Annotated in this window: 12 protein-coding genes; 4 read left to right on the top strand and 8 right to left on the bottom strand. The window is 72.0% G+C overall.

The window, feature by feature from the left end:
• Positions 1-6 precede the first annotated feature (6 nt).
• Positions 7-1,419 (bottom strand): diaminobutyrate--2-oxoglutarate transaminase family protein, encoded by a 1,413-nt coding sequence (locus tag ACWF79_RS22850; RefSeq protein WP_453729977.1) that lies wholly within the window; start codon positions 1,417-1,419, stop codon positions 7-9.
• A gap of 321 nt (positions 1,420-1,740) precedes the next feature.
• Here ACWF79_RS22850 and ACWF79_RS22845 point away from each other — a divergent pair, with 321 nt between their 5' ends.
• The gene (locus ACWF79_RS22845; RefSeq protein WP_453729976.1) at positions 1,741-2,916 is read left to right on the top strand and encodes a trypsin-like serine peptidase; all 1,176 of its coding nucleotides are present in this window, start codon (positions 1,741-1,743) and stop codon (positions 2,914-2,916) included.
• Between the two features lie 121 nt (positions 2,917-3,037).
• Positions 3,038-4,207 (top strand): trypsin-like serine peptidase, encoded by a 1,170-nt coding sequence (locus ACWF79_RS22840; RefSeq protein WP_453729975.1) that lies wholly within the window; start codon positions 3,038-3,040, stop codon positions 4,205-4,207.
• Between the two features lie 96 nt (positions 4,208-4,303).
• Here ACWF79_RS22840 and hflX read toward each other — a convergent pair whose 3' ends face one another.
• The 6 genes from hflX to miaA form a co-directional block, all read right to left on the bottom strand.
• Positions 4,304-5,797 carry a GTPase HflX gene (gene hflX, locus ACWF79_RS22835; protein WP_453729974.1) on the bottom strand — a complete coding sequence of 498 codons (1,494 nt, stop codon included), beginning with the start codon at positions 5,795-5,797 and terminating at the stop codon, positions 4,304-4,306.
• A 118-nt stretch (positions 5,798-5,915) separates the two neighbouring features.
• Positions 5,916-7,388: a M1 family metallopeptidase gene (locus ACWF79_RS22830; RefSeq protein ID WP_453729973.1), complete on the bottom strand. Its 1,473-nt coding sequence runs from the start codon at positions 7,386-7,388 to the stop codon at positions 5,916-5,918.
• Between the two features lie 115 nt (positions 7,389-7,503).
• The gene (locus tag ACWF79_RS22825; protein WP_453729972.1) at positions 7,504-9,633 is read right to left on the bottom strand and encodes a RelA/SpoT family protein; all 2,130 of its coding nucleotides are present in this window, start codon (positions 9,631-9,633) and stop codon (positions 7,504-7,506) included.
• A gap of 214 nt (positions 9,634-9,847) precedes the next feature.
• Entirely contained in the window at positions 9,848-10,723 is an 876-nt protein-coding gene (gene dapF, locus ACWF79_RS22820) for a diaminopimelate epimerase (RefSeq protein ID WP_453729971.1), read from the bottom strand.
• A 70-nt stretch (positions 10,724-10,793) separates the two neighbouring features.
• Positions 10,794-11,258 carry a hypothetical protein gene (locus tag ACWF79_RS22815; protein WP_453729993.1) on the bottom strand — a complete coding sequence of 155 codons (465 nt, stop codon included), beginning with the start codon at positions 11,256-11,258 and terminating at the stop codon, positions 10,794-10,796.
• Positions 11,259-11,365: 107 nt separating this feature from the next.
• Positions 11,366-12,304, bottom strand: coding sequence for a tRNA (adenosine(37)-N6)-dimethylallyltransferase MiaA (gene miaA, locus ACWF79_RS22810; RefSeq protein WP_453729970.1), 939 nt, complete (start codon positions 12,302-12,304; stop codon positions 11,366-11,368).
• Positions 12,305-12,565: 261 nt separating this feature from the next.
• Here miaA and ACWF79_RS22805 point away from each other — a divergent pair, with 261 nt between their 5' ends.
• Entirely contained in the window at positions 12,566-12,802 is a 237-nt protein-coding gene (locus tag ACWF79_RS22805; protein ID WP_453729969.1) for a hypothetical protein, read from the top strand.
• Positions 12,803-12,856: 54 nt separating this feature from the next.
• Entirely contained in the window at positions 12,857-13,180 is a 324-nt protein-coding gene (locus ACWF79_RS22800; protein ID WP_453729968.1) for an antitoxin, read from the top strand.
• Positions 13,181-13,514: 334 nt separating this feature from the next.
• Here ACWF79_RS22800 and ACWF79_RS22795 read toward each other — a convergent pair whose 3' ends face one another.
• Positions 13,515-14,222 carry a class III extradiol dioxygenase subunit B-like domain-containing protein gene (locus ACWF79_RS22795; RefSeq protein WP_453729967.1) on the bottom strand — a complete coding sequence of 236 codons (708 nt, stop codon included), beginning with the start codon at positions 14,220-14,222 and terminating at the stop codon, positions 13,515-13,517.
• Positions 14,223-14,354 lie beyond the last annotated feature (132 nt).

Raw genomic sequence — 14,354 nt, 5'->3', positions numbered from 1 at the left:
TGGTGTTCAGGTGGCGCGTGCCGGACGCGGGCGGTGGGCACGTTCGGCGGCGGCCAGGGCGCCGGCGAAGCGGTCGAGGACGGCCTCGGCCTGCTCGTCGGTGAGGGTGAGCGGGGGCAGGAGCCGGACGACGCCGGAATGCCGGCCGCCGAGTTCGACGATGAGTCCTCGGTCCAGGCATTCCTGCTGGACGGCCACGGCCAGCGCCTGATCGACCGGGGGTACGGGGGCGGTGGCGTCGGCTCTGTCCGGATCCACGAGTTCGACGCCGATCATGAGCCCCCGGCCGCGCACGTCGCCGATGCAGGGGTGGACGGCGGCCAGGCCCTGCAGGCGGCCGAGCATCCGGGCGCCGAGGGTGGCCGCGCGGTCGGCGAGCCGGTTCTCCCGTACGTACGCGAGGGTGGCGGCTCCGGCGGCCATGGCGAGTTGGTTGCCCCGGAAGGTGCCGGCGTGGGCGCCGGGCTCCCAGGCGTCGAGCTCGGCGCGGTAGACGACGACCGCGAGCGGGAGGGAGCCGCCGATGGCCTTGGAGAGGACCATCACGTCGGGCACGACACCGCTGTGCTCGACGGCCCAGAAGGCGCCGGTGCGGCCGACGCCCGTCTGCACCTCGTCGGCGATGAGCGGGATGGACCGGGCCGCGGTGATCTCCCGCATGCGCCGCATCCAGTCGTCGGGGGCGGGGATGACGCCGCCCTCACCCTGGACCGGTTCGAGGATCATCGCGGCGGGCGTCGTCACCCCGCTCTTGGGGTCGTCGAGGAGGTTCTCCGTCCAGCGCGCGGCCAGTTCGGCGCCGCGTGCGCCGCCGACGCCGAAGGGGCAGCGGTAGTTCTGCGGGTAGGGCAGCCGGGCGACCCGTACGTCCGTCGCGCCACCGGAGGCGTCCAGGGCGCCGGCCGTCATGCCGTGGTAGGCGCCGGTGAAGCTGAGGAGCCCGCGGCGGCCGGTGGCCGTGCGGACCAGCTTCAGGGCGGCCTCGACCGCGTCCGTCCCGGCCGGTCCGCAGAACTGGATGCGCGCGTTGTCGGCGAGTCCGGCGGGCAGCGTCGCGAACAGCTCGGTGGTGAAGGCGTCCTTCACCGGGGTCGCGAGGTCGAGGACATGGAGGGGGGCTCCCGAGTCGAGCACCTTCTTGATGGCTTCGAGGACCACCGGATGGTTGTGCCCGAGCGCCAGGGTCCCGGCGCCGGACAGGCAGTCCAGGTAACGCCGGCCGTCCGCGCCCTCGATGGTCAGGCCTCTGGCCCGGACCGGGACGATCGGCAGCGAGCGCGCGTAGGTGCGCGCGGCGGACTCGCGCAACGACTGGCGGCGCAGGATGCCTTCGAGAGCGGCTCCCTCGCCGGCCCTCCGCTCCCCCTGGTGCGTCGGCGCGGCCGGCGGTACGGCCGGAGCTGGTTCGGTCACGGCCACGGCTCGGTGTCCTCCCGCTGTAACAGTTGCGTTGCACATCGGTACGTTGCTGCACACCGCGAACGGTCGCCCTGAACGCTCCCTCTGTGTCCCCCGTACGTACCAACGACGCGAGATGCCAAGGATCACGGGAGAATCCCAAGATCCTTGACGTGGCGGGGATCACGACCTGGCAACGCCCGTGCGCGGGCGGAACCGTGGACCTGCCGCGTACCGTCCCCTCCGGCACCGGCATAGTGGGGGCCGCACTTTCGGCGTCGGCGACGGCGCCACCACAGTTCACTCATGCACAAGTTGACGTAGTCCCAGGGGGATCACGAGATGCGATCGATTCGTCCGCTGCTGGCCGCGGCCGCAGCCGTCGCGGCGCTGACGCTGACGGCGACGGCCTGCGGCCCGAGCGAGGAGAACGCGGGCGACAAGCCTGCCGCGCCCACGACCTCGTCCGGCGCCGACAAGATCACGATTCCGGACGATCTGAAGGACCGGCTCAAGGAGCACGGGATCGACCTGGACAAGTGGCGGAACGGCGAGTGGAAGAACTGGGACCGCGACAAGTGGCTGCGTGAGGCCAAGGACTACGTCAATCCGATCATCGAGGACCTCTGGGACCCGGACCGGATGCGTGACGCCCAGCGCCCCGACAAGCCGGTCGAGGAGGAGGACCTGCAGGGCGACAAGGGGGTCACCGACCCGACGCCCGCGCCGGTCCGCGCGAAGGGTGTGCCCGCGCCGTACCACTCCAACGCCCCTGAGGCCGGCAAGGTGTTCTTCGACGGTCCCGAGGGTTCGATGGTCTGCTCGGCCACCGTCGTGAAGGACCCGGCCAACCCCGGCAAGTCCAACATGGTCTGGACGGCCGGCCACTGCGTCCACGCGGGCAAGAAGGGCGGCTGGTACCGCAACATCGCCTTCGTGCCCTCGTACAACGACAAGGCCCTGCCGACCGCGCAGTTGCAGAACGCGACGCGTGAGCAGGTCGCTCCGTACGGCGTGTGGTGGGGCGACTGGGCGCAGACCTCCGAGCAGTGGATCTCGGAGGGCGCGTCGACCGGTGGCCAGGGCGCTCCGTACGACTTCGCGGTGATCCACGTGACGCCGGAGAAGGGCGGCACGAGCAAGTCGCTGGAGGAGACGGTCGGTTCGGCTCTGCCGGTCGAGTTCAACGCCCCGACGGTGGCGAAGATCGCGAACATGAAGGCGATCGGCTACCCGGCGGGGCCGCCGTTCGACGGCCAGAAGATGTACCAGTGCCAGGACAAGCCGGGCCGCCTGTCGGTCAAGTCGGACCAGCCGACGATGTACCGCATCGGCTGCACGATGACCGGTGGTTCCTCCGGTGGCGGCTGGGTGGCCGCCGGCCGGGACGGCAAGCCGGCGCTGGTGTCCAACACCTCGATCGGCCCGGTGACGGCCGGCTGGCTTGCCGGTCCGCGGCTGGGCGCGGAGGCCAAGGGCATCTACGACGAGGTCAGCAAGAAGTACGCCGGCCGCTAGGCGGCAGCTTTCCGGGGCGGGGCCCAGCGGGGTCCCGCCCCTTCCCACGACATCACACCGGGTGCCCGCGCGGACCGTTCACCGCGCACCGCACCGCACATCATCAGGGGGATCCCCACACATGCGCTCCATACGAATGCTTCCAGCCACCGTCGGCCTGGTCTCGGCGCTCGCGCTGACGGCCACCGCCTGCGGTCCGACCGAGACGCCGGCGGCCGACAAGCCCGCCGCCGGGTCCAGCGCCTCCGCCTCCGCGACGGGAGGCGCCGAGGATCCCGCACTTCCCCAGGACATCGCCGACAAGCTGAAGAAGCGCGGCGTCGACGTGGACAAGTGGAAGGACGGCGAGTGGAAGAACTGGAACAAGGACACCTGGCTCCGTGAGGCCGAGGACTTCGTCAACCCCGTGATCGAGGGGCTCTGGGACGCCGAGCGCATGCAGACCGCGAAGAGCCCGGACCAGACGATGACGACCACGGCGGGCTCCGGGGGCACCGACCCCACGCCGCGTCCCGTCCAGGCGCAGCGGGAGAAGACCCCGTACCACCGCAACGCGGCGCCGGTCGGCAAGATCTTCTTCGACTCGCCGCAGGGCAGCATGGTCTGCTCCGGCACGGTCGTGAAGGACCCGCGCCGCCCCGGGAAGTCCAACATGGTGTGGACCGCCGGCCACTGCGTCCACGCGGGTCAGCGGGGCGGCTGGTACCGGAACATCACCTTCGTCCCCGCCTACAACGACCTCGGCAAGTCCCCGGCCGCGCTGCGCAACGCCAAGCCGCACGAGGTCGCTCCGTACGGTCAGTACTGGGCCGACTGGGCCGTGACCTCGGGCGAGTGGATCAACCGCGGCGGCACGAACGCGGCCTGGCCGTACGACTACGCCGTGCTCCACGTGAAGCCGCAGCAGGGCAAGAAGTCCCTGGAGGAGACCGTCGGCGTCGCCCTGCCGATCGACTTCTCGGTCCCGGCGCACAACCGGGCGGGATACATGGGCGCCTGGGGCTACCCGGCGGCGGCGCCGTACAACGGTCTGATCATGCACAAGTGCGTCGACCGGCCCACCCGGCTGACCACGGCGCCCGCGACGCCCACCATGTACCGCATCGGCTGCACGATGACCGGTGGCTCGTCGGGCGGCGGCTGGATCCGGACCATGCCGAACGGCAAGCCGGCGCTGGTGTCGAACACGTCGATCGGCCCGGCCGGCGGCAACGGCTGGCTTGCGGGACCGCAGCTGGGCAAGGGCGCGAAGGACGCGCACGAGATGGTGAGCAAGAAGTTCGCCCGCTGATCACCGTACGGATGTGACGGACGGCAGACACGCGGAAGGCCCCGCCCCTCGATGAGGGGCGGGGCCTTCCCTGTCGGCTCGCGGGGCGAACCGGTGTCAGTGCGCGGCCGGGACGAACGGCGTGAGGAACGCCGCGAGCTCTTCGTGCACCCGCGCCTTGAGCAGTGTGCCCTCCGGCGTGTGCTCCTCGGAGAGCAGCTCACCCTCGGCGTGCACCCGGGAGACGAGACCGCCTTCCGTGTACGGCACGAGGGCCTCGATCTCGACCTGCGGGCGCGGCAGCTCGGCATCGATGAGCGCGAGCAGCTCCTCGATGCCTTCGCCCGTACGGGCGGAGACCGCGATGGAGTGCCGCTCGGCGCGCATCAGTCGCTGGAGGACGAGCGGGTCGGCCGCGTCCGCCTTGTTGACGACGACGATCTCCGGCACGTTCACCGCGCCGACGTCCCGGAACACCTCGCGCACGGCGGCGAGCTGCTCCTCCGGAGCCGGGTGCGAGCCGTCCACCACGTGCAGGATGAGGTCGGAGTCGCCGACCTCCTCCATCGTGGAGCGGAACGCCTCGACCAGGTGGTGCGGCAGGTGCCGTACGAACCCGACGGTGTCGGCCAGGGTGTACACCCGGCCACCGGGCGTCTCGGCCCGGCGCACGGTCGGGTCGAGGGTGGCGAACAGCGCGTTCTCCACCAGCACACCCGCGCCGGTCAGCCGGTTGAGCAGCGAGGACTTGCCCGCGTTGGTGTAGCCGGCGATGGCGACGGACGGAACCTTGTGACGGCGCCGCTCCTGCCGCTTGATGTCGCGGCCGGTCTTCATCTCCGCGATCTCCCGGCGCATCTTCGCCATCTTCTCGCGAATCCGACGCCGGTCGGTCTCGATCTTGGTCTCACCGGGACCACGGGTGGCCATGCCGCCACCGCCGCCGCCACCCATCTGACGGGAGAGCGACTGACCCCAGCCTCGCAGCCGCGGCAGCATGTACTGCATCTGCGCGAGCGCGACCTGCGCCTTGCCCTCTCGGGACTTGGCGTGCTGGGCGAAGATGTCGAGGATCAGGGCGGTCCGGTCGACCACCTTCACCTTGACGACGTCTTCGAGGGCGATGAGCTGACCGGGGCTGAGCTCGCCGTCACAGACGACGGTGTCGGCGCCGGTCTCGAGCACGATGTCCCGCAGCTCGCGTGCCTTGCCCGAGCCGATGAAGGTGGCCGGGTCCGGCTTGTCACGGCGCTGGATCACGCCGTCGAGCACCAGGGCTCCCGCCGTCTCGGCGAGGGCCGCGAGCTCCGCGAGGGAGTTCTCCGCGTCCTGCACGGTCCCCGAGGTCCATACGCCGACCAGCACGACGCGCTCCAGGCGCAGCTGCCGGTACTCGACCTCGGTGACGTCCTCGAGCTCGGTGGAGAGGCCCGCCACGCGCCGCAGAGCCGCGCGCTCGGAGCGGTCGAACTGATCGCCGTCCCGCTCTCCGTCGATCTCGTGGCTCCAGGCGACGTCCTCTTCCATCAGGGCATCGGCCCGAAGGCTCTCGGTGCGGCGCGAATCCGCGAAGCTCTGCTCGTCCTGGGAAGAAGATGAAGAGGAGGTCATTTGATCCTTACGTCGATGGAAAGTGGTTGCGTCGATCACAACGCGTGACGCCGGGAAAAGATTCCCGGGCCGGCCGCGTCGTCGACCTGACGATGGTGACACGGTCGGCCCGGGCCCGTCATCCCGGTTTCGGGCCGGAGCGCCAGTCCGGGTGCCCGGGCATCGGCGGGGTCTTCTCGGCGTACAGCCAGCCGGCGAAGAAGGACGAAAGGTCACGCCCCGCGACCTCGGAGGCGAGGGCGGTGAAGTCGGCGGTGGAGGCGGTGGCGTCCCGGTGCTCGCTCACCCACCGGCGCTGCAGCTTCTGGAAGGCCTCCTTGCCGATCTCCTCGCGCAGCGCGTAGAGGACCAGGGCGCTCCCGTCGTAGACGACGGGACGGAAGAGGCTGATCTTCTGGCCTGGCGTGGGGGGCTCGGGGGCGGCCGGCGGGCCGCCGTCCGCGCGCCAGGCGTCCGAGGCGGCGTACGCGGCCTTCATGCGCCGCTCCAGGGACTTCCCGGCGGTCTCCTCCGCGTACAGGGCCTCGTACCAGCTCGCGTGTCCCTCGCTGAGCCACAGGTCGGACCAGGTGCGGGGCGAGACGCTGTTGCCGAACCAGTGGTGCGCGAGCTCGTGGACCATCACCGAGTCGACGTACCACTCGGGGAAGTCGGGGTCGGTGAACAGTCTTCTCTCGAAGAGCGAGAGGGTCTGGGTCTCCAGCTCGAAGCCGGTCTCGGCGTCGGCGATCAGCAGTCCGTACGTCTCGAAGGGGTAGGGGCCGACCTGGCGCTCCATCCACTCGACGTGGCCGGGGGTGCGTTTGAGCCAGGGCTCCAGGAGGTCGCGGTCGGCGGTGCGGACCACGTCCCTCAGGGGCAGGCCGTGCGGCCCGGTCCGGTGGACGACGGTGGTGCGGCCGATGGAGACCTGGGCCAGCTCGGTGGCCATGGGGTGGGCCGTGCGATAGGTCCAGGTGGTGCTGGTCCCGTCGGTGGTCCGGCCCGCCGGAAGGCCGTTGGCGACGGCCGTCAGGGCGTTCGGCGCGGTGATCCGGAAGGTGAAGTACGCCTTGTCGGCGGGGTGGTCGTTGGAGGGGAAGACCCGGTGGGCTGCGTCGGCCTGGTTGGCCATGGCGAGTCCGTCGCCGGTGCGCACCCAGCCGCCCGCGTCGGCTGGCCCGCCGGGGTCGCTGGTGTGGGTCACGGCGATGGTCAGCGCGTCGCCGCTCTCGGTCGTGCTGCCGGGCGTGATCACGAGGTCTTCGCCGCTGGTCTCGAAGGTCGCCGGCTCTCCGTCGACGGTGACGGAGGCGACCGTCCCGTGCGTGAAGTCCAGGTTGATCCGCTCCAGGTCGGCGGTGGCCAGCGCCTCGATGCGGGTCACTGCGGCGAGCGGTTCGGTGTTCCTGCCCGGATAGGTGAGGTCGATGTCGTACGCGAGGACGTCGTAGCCCGGGTTGCCGAGGTGGGGGAAGAGCGGGTCCCCGATGCCGAGCGGCGTGGGCGCGGGGAGGGCGGCGGCGACGAGTCCGGCCGATGCGGCGACCAGGACGGCGGAGCGCAGCCACCGCGCGCGTGGGGAGGGGTTCCGGGATGGTGTGAGCGGCATGGGCTACGGCTACCAGTGCCGTCGCCGCTCCCCCGGGCGGCGCGCGCGTCGGCCACCCGAAGGAGTCACGGGTGCCGGCGCGATCACGAGCCGTCGGACGCGCGGACGTCCTGCCTCAGAACTCGGGCGTCGCGGGGTGCTGGGCGCGGCTCACGTCGTACACCCCGGCGACGTCGCGCATGGCGCGCATCAAAGCGGGCAGCCCTGCCGCGTCGGGGAGTTGCATGGTGTACGTGTGCCGGACCCGCTGTTCGCTCGGGGGCTCGACGGTCGCCGAGACGACGGCGACGCCCGCGGCGGCGATCGCCTCGGTGAGGTCGGCGAGGAGCCGGGGCCGGCCGAAGGCCTCGGCGACGAGCGTGACGCGGCACTCGGCGGTGTCGCCCCAGTGGACGGTGACCGGTGCGCGCCCGAGGCGTCTCATCGTGTCGACGGACGCGCAGCCGGTGCGGTGCACGGTGACGGAGCCGCCGCGCACCTGGAAGCCGGTGATCTCGTCGGGCGGTACGGGCGTGCAGCAGCCGGCGGGGCGTACGGCGGTGGCCTCGGCGTCGGGCAGGTCGGCGAGGAGCTTGGTGCCGGAGCGGCGGTCGGCGGTGACGGAGACGGGGGGCCTGGGGTCGGCCTCCGGTGCCCTGACGGCCTCCGGGTGCGCCTGGAGCCAGGCGGTGATCGCGATCCGCGCGGCGGGTGTACGGGCGTGCTCCAGCCACTCCGGAGAGGGCCCGGAGGCGCTGTCCTGGGCGAGCAGGAGCTGGACGGTGTCGCCGTCGTTCAGGACCGTACTGAGCGTCGCCAGACGGCCGTTGACGCGGGCTCCGAGGCACCCGTGGGCGGCGGCGCCGTGCTGGGCGTAGGCGGCGTCCACACAGCTCGCCCCGGCCGGCAGGCCGAGCATGCCGCCGTCGGCGCGGAAGACGGTGATCTCCTGGTCCTCGGCGAGGTCGGCGCGGAGCGAGGTCCAGAACGTGTCGGGGTCGGGGGTGGACTGCTGCCAGTCGAGGAGCCGGGAGAGCCAGCCGGGCCGGGTGGGGTCGGCGCGCTCGCCGTCCTCCGTGGGTTCGCCGCCGTCGCCGCCGGTCGGGGGCGTGTACGGGTTGCCCAGCGCGACGACGCCGGCTTCGGCGACCTTGTGCATCTGGTGCGTACGGATGAGGACTTCGGCGACGGCGCCGTCGGGGGCGGCGACGGCGGTGTGCAGGGACTGGTACAGGTTGAACTTGGGGGCCGCGATGAAGTCCTTGAACTCGGAGATCACCGGTGTGAAGCAGGTGTGGAGTTCGCCGAGGACGGCGTAACAGTCGGCGTCCTCGGCGACCAGGACGAGGAGGCGTCCGAAGTCGCTGCCGCGCAGGTCGCCGCGCTTGAGGCGGACGCGGTGGACGGAGACGAAGTGCCGTGGCCGGACGAGCACTTCGGCGGTGATGCCCGCGTCGCGCAGAACGGCGGAGACGCTCTCGGCGATGGCCGCCAGCGCGTCGCCCGCGCCGGTGTTGCCGGCGATGAGAGCGCGGGTTCTCTCGTACTCCTCGGGGTGGAGGATCGCGAAGACGAGGTCCTCCAGCTCGCTCTTGAGCGCCTGGACTCCGAGGCGCTCGGCGAGCGGGATGAGCACGTCGCGGGTGACCTTGGCGATCCTGACCTGCTTCTCCGGGCGCATCACACCGAGCGTGCGCATGTTGTGGAGCCGGTCGGCGAGTTTGATCGACATGACACGGACGTCGTTGCCGGTGGCGACGAGCATCTTGCGGAAGGTCTCGGGTTCGGCAGCGGCTCCGTAGTCGACCTTCTCCAGCTTGGTCACGCCGTCGACGAGATAGGCGACCTCCTCGCCGAACTGCTCCCGTACCTGATCGAGCGTCACCTCGGTGTCCTCGACGGTGTCGTGGAGGAGGGCGGCGGTCAACGTCGTCGTCTCGGCGCCGAGTTCGGCGAGGATGAGGGTGACCGCGAGCGGGTGGGTGATGTACGGCTCGCCGCTCTTGCGGAACTGGCCCCGGTGCGAGGACTCGGCCAGCACGTACGCCCGGCGCAGGACGGCCAGGTCGGCGTCGGGATGGTGGGCCCGGTGCGCCTCGGCGACGTGGCCGATGGCGTCGGGCAGCCTGCCCCGGGTGGTGGGACCGAGCAGTGCGGCGCGGCCCAGCCTGCGGAGGTCGATCCTCGGACGGGCGCGCCTGCGGCTGGGAGCGTCGGGGCCGGTGGCCTCCGCTTCGCTCACAGGGTTGGTGGCCTCTGCGCTCATGGGCACCTCCGGCGGCGTCGACCGGCGGTTGACGGGCAAGGCGTGCCCGCGGGGCCGGTGCTTGATGCTACCGACCCCACCACGCGCCGCAGTCCCGCTCTCGCCCAGCGTGAAACGGATCACCCATTCGAGCGAACGATCAGTCGTTGACTGTTTCGAATCTACCCGTCGCCCTCTTTCGCCGCTTTCCGCGGCGGAGGGAACCCGGGTCCGCTCAGGCGTCCGCGAGCCAGGACGGGTCGATCGTGCCCTCGCCGACGATGACGGCGGGGCCGGTCATCTCCAGCTCCCCGTCGGGGTGCTCGGTGATCGTCAGCGTCCCGCCGAGGACGTCCACGGTGTACGTCACGGGCGTCCCGCTCACGGCGGGGTCGACGCCGTCCCGGCGGGCGGTGGCGACGGCGACGGCGCACGCGCCCGTGCCGCAGGAGCGGGTCTCGGAGGCGCCGCGCTCGTGCACGCGCATGGCCACGTGGCGCGGGCCGCGGTCGGCGACGAACTCGATGTTCACGCCGTCCGGGAAGACCGCGGCGGGTGTGTACGGGGGCTCGGTGAACAGGCTGCCCGCGTGGTCGAGCGACTCGACGAAGGCGACCGCGTGCGGGTTGCCCATGTTCACGTTGCGGGCGGGCCAGCTGCGGCCGTCGACGGTGACTGTGACACCGTCCTCGGGGAGCCGGGCGCGGCCCATGGAGACGGTGACCGAGCCGTCCTTGTCCAGGTGGACGTGCTTGACGCCACCACGGGTGGCGACGGCGACCTTGCCGGCCGTGATGTGGCCGGCGTGCTCCAGGTAGCGGGCGAAGACGCGGACGCCGTTCCCGCACATCTCGGCGACCGAGCCGTCGGCGTTGCGGTAGTCCATGAACCATTCCGCTTCGCCGGCCATCGCGCGGGCCTCGGGGTGGGCCTCGCTGCGGACCACGTGCAGCACGCCGTCGCCGCCGATACCGGCCCTGCGGTCGCACAGCCGCGCGACGAGGGCGGCGGGCAGCTCGATGGCGTTGTCGGCGTCGGGGACGATCACGAAGTCGTTCTCGGTCCCGTGGCCCTTGAGGAATGCGAGTGGCGAGGTCTGCGTGGTGGTCACGGGATCAACTGTACGGGCCGGGTCCGACAGCCGCTCGAAAATCCACCCCTCGGGCGGGCCGTCGGGGGTCTCAGCGCAGCCGGGCCACGCGCCACACGGCCAGGGCGACCAGGAGCGCGCTGAGGAACACGTACAGGGCGATGACGCGCCAGTTCGGCCGCTCGCCCGAGCCGCGGGCCGGGAGGCCCGGCCAGGCGGAGCCGACCCTGCGGGCCGCCATCATGCCCCAGCCGGCGGCGCAGGAGCTGATCAGGAGGCCGAGCATGGCGACGACGGCACCGCCGTCGCCGGAGCCGAAGGCGAGGGGGAAGGCGAACATCAGCGACCCGACGGCGGCGAGGCCCACGATGGGCGCGAGCTGCCAGATCCGCAGTCTGCGCTGCGGTCGCAGCTCGACCTCGACCTCGTCCGCGTCGACCTCGACGGACGAGCCTTCGGCGTCGTCCGGTCCGTCCGGGCTCAAACCGGGCGCGTCACCCGGAGCTTCGCCCGGGACCGCGTCCTGCTGTTCTGTGTCACGAGGGCCGGCCTCCATCGCCACGCGCCCTCCCACTCGGACTCCACTTGGTCGATCGATGCTCGATGATGGCACGCCAGAGACCCCTGGAATGACGGGCATGGCGTCCCGATGCCATCACGTGATCAGGCTGTAACCGCTCGTTCGACCAACGTCAGCGCCTGTCGCGGGAGTTCCCCGCGGTCTTCCAGGGCGCCGCTCAACCAGTGGACCCGCGGGTCGCGCCGGAACCACGAGTCCTGGCGGCGCGCGAAGCGCTTGGTGGCGCGTACGGTCTCGGCCCGCGCCTCGTCCTCGGTGCACTCCCCCGCGAGCGCCGTGAGGACCTGCTGATAACCCAGCGCGCGTGCGGCCGTGCGCCCCTCCCGCAGCCCCTGCGCCTCCAGGGCGCGCACCTCGTCGACGAGTCCGGCCTCCCACATCCGGTCCACGCGCGCGGTGATCCGTTCGTCGAGCTCGGGGCGCTCCACGTCGACGCCGATCTGCACGGTGTCGTAGACGGGGTCGGGGCCGGGCAGGTTGGCGGTGAAGGGCTTGCCGGTGATCTCGATGACCTCCAGGGCCCGGACGATGCGCCGGCCGTTGCTGGGGAGGATCGCGCGCGCGGCGTCGGGGTCGGCCGCGGCCAGGCGGGTGTGCAGCACCCCGGAGCCGCGCTCCTCCAGCTCGGCCTCCAGACGGGCCCGTACGGCCGGGTCCGTGCCCGGGAACTCCAGGGAGTCGATGGCGCCCCGGACGTACAGGCCCGAGCCGCCGACCAGGATCGGGGTGCGGCCCTCCGCGAGGAGCCGGTCGATCTCGGCGCGGGCGAGGCGCTGGTACTCGGCGACGCTGGCGGCCTCCGTCACGTCCCAGATGTCGAGGAGGTGGTGCGGCACGCCGCCGCGCTCCTCGAGCGTCAGCTTGGCGGTACCGATGTCCATCCCTCGGTAGAGCTGCATCGAGTCTGCGTTGACGACCTCGCCGCCCAGTTGCTGGGCGAGAAATACGCCCAGATCGGACTTTCCGGCCGCTGTGGGACCGACGACGGCGATGACCCGCGGGGCGGGAGCTGCACTTCTCACCGTCACAGTCTCGCAAACCTCCCGACAGGTCCCCGAATGAGCGACGTGACGGTCCGCCACCGGGTTCGTTGCCAGTTGCGAGGTTCCGACCGCCGGTTTTCCGTACCGGCTGCGCCGGGTGGCGCAACAGGGCGCTCCGGGCGCCGCGGGGCTTTTCCCACACGAGTACGCTATGGAGTTGAAATGGGCGTTTTTGCAATGTTTCGGCGGAAGGGCAAGGAAGCTGCCACGTCGTCGACGGAGGAGGCCCAGCCTGTCGCCGTGACGGACGCGCCGGAGGAGGCGGAGGCCGGAGCGCGCAGCGGAGAGGCCACCGAGGCGGAGGCCGCGGACGGTGCCGAGACCGGCTCGTCCACGGAGCCGGCCGTCCGGGCCGAGAGCGGCGACGAGGCCCCCGTGGCGGAGACCGTCGAGGCCGTCGAGGCCGTGGAGATCCCGAAGCAGCAGTCGGCGGACGAGGCCGCGGACAACGAGGCCGGCGAAAGCGCCCGGAAGTAACGGGCCCGTGGCGACAGGGCACGGCATACGGACTCTCCGGAGGGAAGGTGGCCCATGGGTCTCCTGGATTCACTGAAGGCGAAGCTCGCCCCGGCCAAGGACAAGGTCTCGGACCTCGCCCAGCAGCATGAGGCCAAGATCGATCATGGCCTGGAGAAGGCCGCGAAGCTGGTCGACGAGAAGACCAAGGGCAAGTACAGCGCCAAGATCGAATCGGGCACCGGCAAGGCCAAGGGCGCCCTTGAGCGGATCGCCCACAAGGACGACGGCGGCACGAAGGGCCCCGGCGCGGCCCCCGGGGCAGGACCGGGTCCGGGGCAGGGTCCCGGTCCTGGGCAGGGCCCGGGTCCGGGCCAGACCCCGCCGCCGGCACCCTGAGGTCCGGCGTCACCCGACGTCAATCGACGGTCCCTCCCGCACGGCGGACGGCCGCGGAGCGCAACGCTCTGCGGCCGTCCGCCGTTCGTCGTGGGCGGTGCGTGGGTGGAGGCGCGTCGTGCGTGATGCGTCGTGCGTGATGCGTCGTGCGTGATGCGTCGTGCGTGATGCGTCGTGCGTGGTGCGTGGTGCGTCGTGCGTGATGCGTCGTGCGTGATGCGTCGTGCGTGATGCGTCGTGCGTCGTGCGTCGTGCGTCGTGCGTCGTGCGTCGTGCGTCGTGCGTGGTGCGTCGTACGCGGTTCGGTTCGGCTGCCGGTGCCTTAGGGCGGCCGTTACGACCAGGCCGCCACGAAGTAGCCGACGCCGTACGGGGCGTCCTCGTACAGGAGCCTGCCGTCGAGGCCCGCCCCCTCGGCGGCGCCCGCGAGGACCTGCCAGGGGGCGCGCCCGGCCGCCTTCAGCTCGTACGCGAGGTTCTCGTCGAGCGTGAGCAGGGCGTCCACGTCCGCCGCGCCCAGCGCCCGTGCGGCCTCCGCGTCGAAGTCGGCGGCCCGCTCGTCCAGGTAGCCGGGGGCCTTGAGGGTCCGGCAGGCGCTGCCGTCGCCCATCACGAGCAGCGCGACCCGGTCGGCCTCGGCGGCCAGCTCGCGGCCGGCGGAGACGCATCGGTCGGCCTCCAGCGCCTGGCCGATCCCGAGGCCCTCGACGGGCGCGTCGGCCCAGTCGGCGCGCTGGAGCAGCCAGGCGGCGACGGCCAGGGACGGGGGCAGCGGTCGCTCCCCGCCGGGCCCGGCACCGAGTCGTACGGAGAGATCGACGCCGAAGCCCGCGAAGCTGCCGGTCGAACCGCCCGGGAACGTCCCGCGCGCTCCTTCGTCGGCGGGACCGACGACGAAGAGCCGGTCGGGCCGGGAGGCGGCCAGCAGCCCGACGGCGTCGACGCAGGCCGTCCGGGCTCCATCGAGCTCACCGGCGGCTCCCGCCGCCACGTCGGGCACGAGCAGAGGGGGGCAGGGGCAGACGGCTGCGGCGACAAGCATGATCCGCAGCCTACTGCGACGGTCTCCGGTCCACGGGCGGGACACCGTCCTGCGGCTCGACGGTCGGCTCCACCGTGGCGATCCCCGGGTCGGCCGAGTCGTGGACCAGCTCGGCGATGCTCAGCACCGTCT

Source organism: Streptomyces sp. NPDC054975 (genome assembly GCF_053609105.1).
Note: the sequence above shows the minus strand (reverse complement) of the source record. Positions and strands in the feature narration are given on the sequence as shown.

Bases quoted from the DNA above. Each gene is read 5' to 3' on its own strand.
- ACWF79_RS22845 (WP_453729976.1), top strand. From the start codon at position 1,741: ATGCGATCGATTCGTCCGCTGCTGGCCGCGGCCGCAGCCGTCGCGGCG.
- ACWF79_RS22840 (WP_453729975.1), top strand. From the start codon at position 3,038: ATGCGCTCCATACGAATGCTTCCAGCCACCGTCGGCCTGGTCTCGGCG.
- hflX (WP_453729974.1), bottom strand. From the start codon at position 5,797: ATGACCTCCTCTTCATCTTCTTCCCAGGACGAGCAGAGCTTCGCGGAT.
- ACWF79_RS22830 (WP_453729973.1), bottom strand. From the start codon at position 7,388: ATGCCGCTCACACCATCCCGGAACCCCTCCCCACGCGCGCGGTGGCTG.
- ACWF79_RS22825 (WP_453729972.1), bottom strand. From the start codon at position 9,633: ATGAGCGCAGAGGCCACCAACCCTGTGAGCGAAGCGGAGGCCACCGGC.
- ACWF79_RS22815 (WP_453729993.1), bottom strand. From the start codon at position 11,258: ATGGAGGCCGGCCCTCGTGACACAGAACAGCAGGACGCGGTCCCGGGC.
- ACWF79_RS22800 (WP_453729968.1), top strand. From the start codon at position 12,857: ATGGGTCTCCTGGATTCACTGAAGGCGAAGCTCGCCCCGGCCAAGGAC.
- ACWF79_RS22795 (WP_453729967.1), bottom strand. From the start codon at position 14,222: ATGCTTGTCGCCGCAGCCGTCTGCCCCTGCCCCCCTCTGCTCGTGCCC.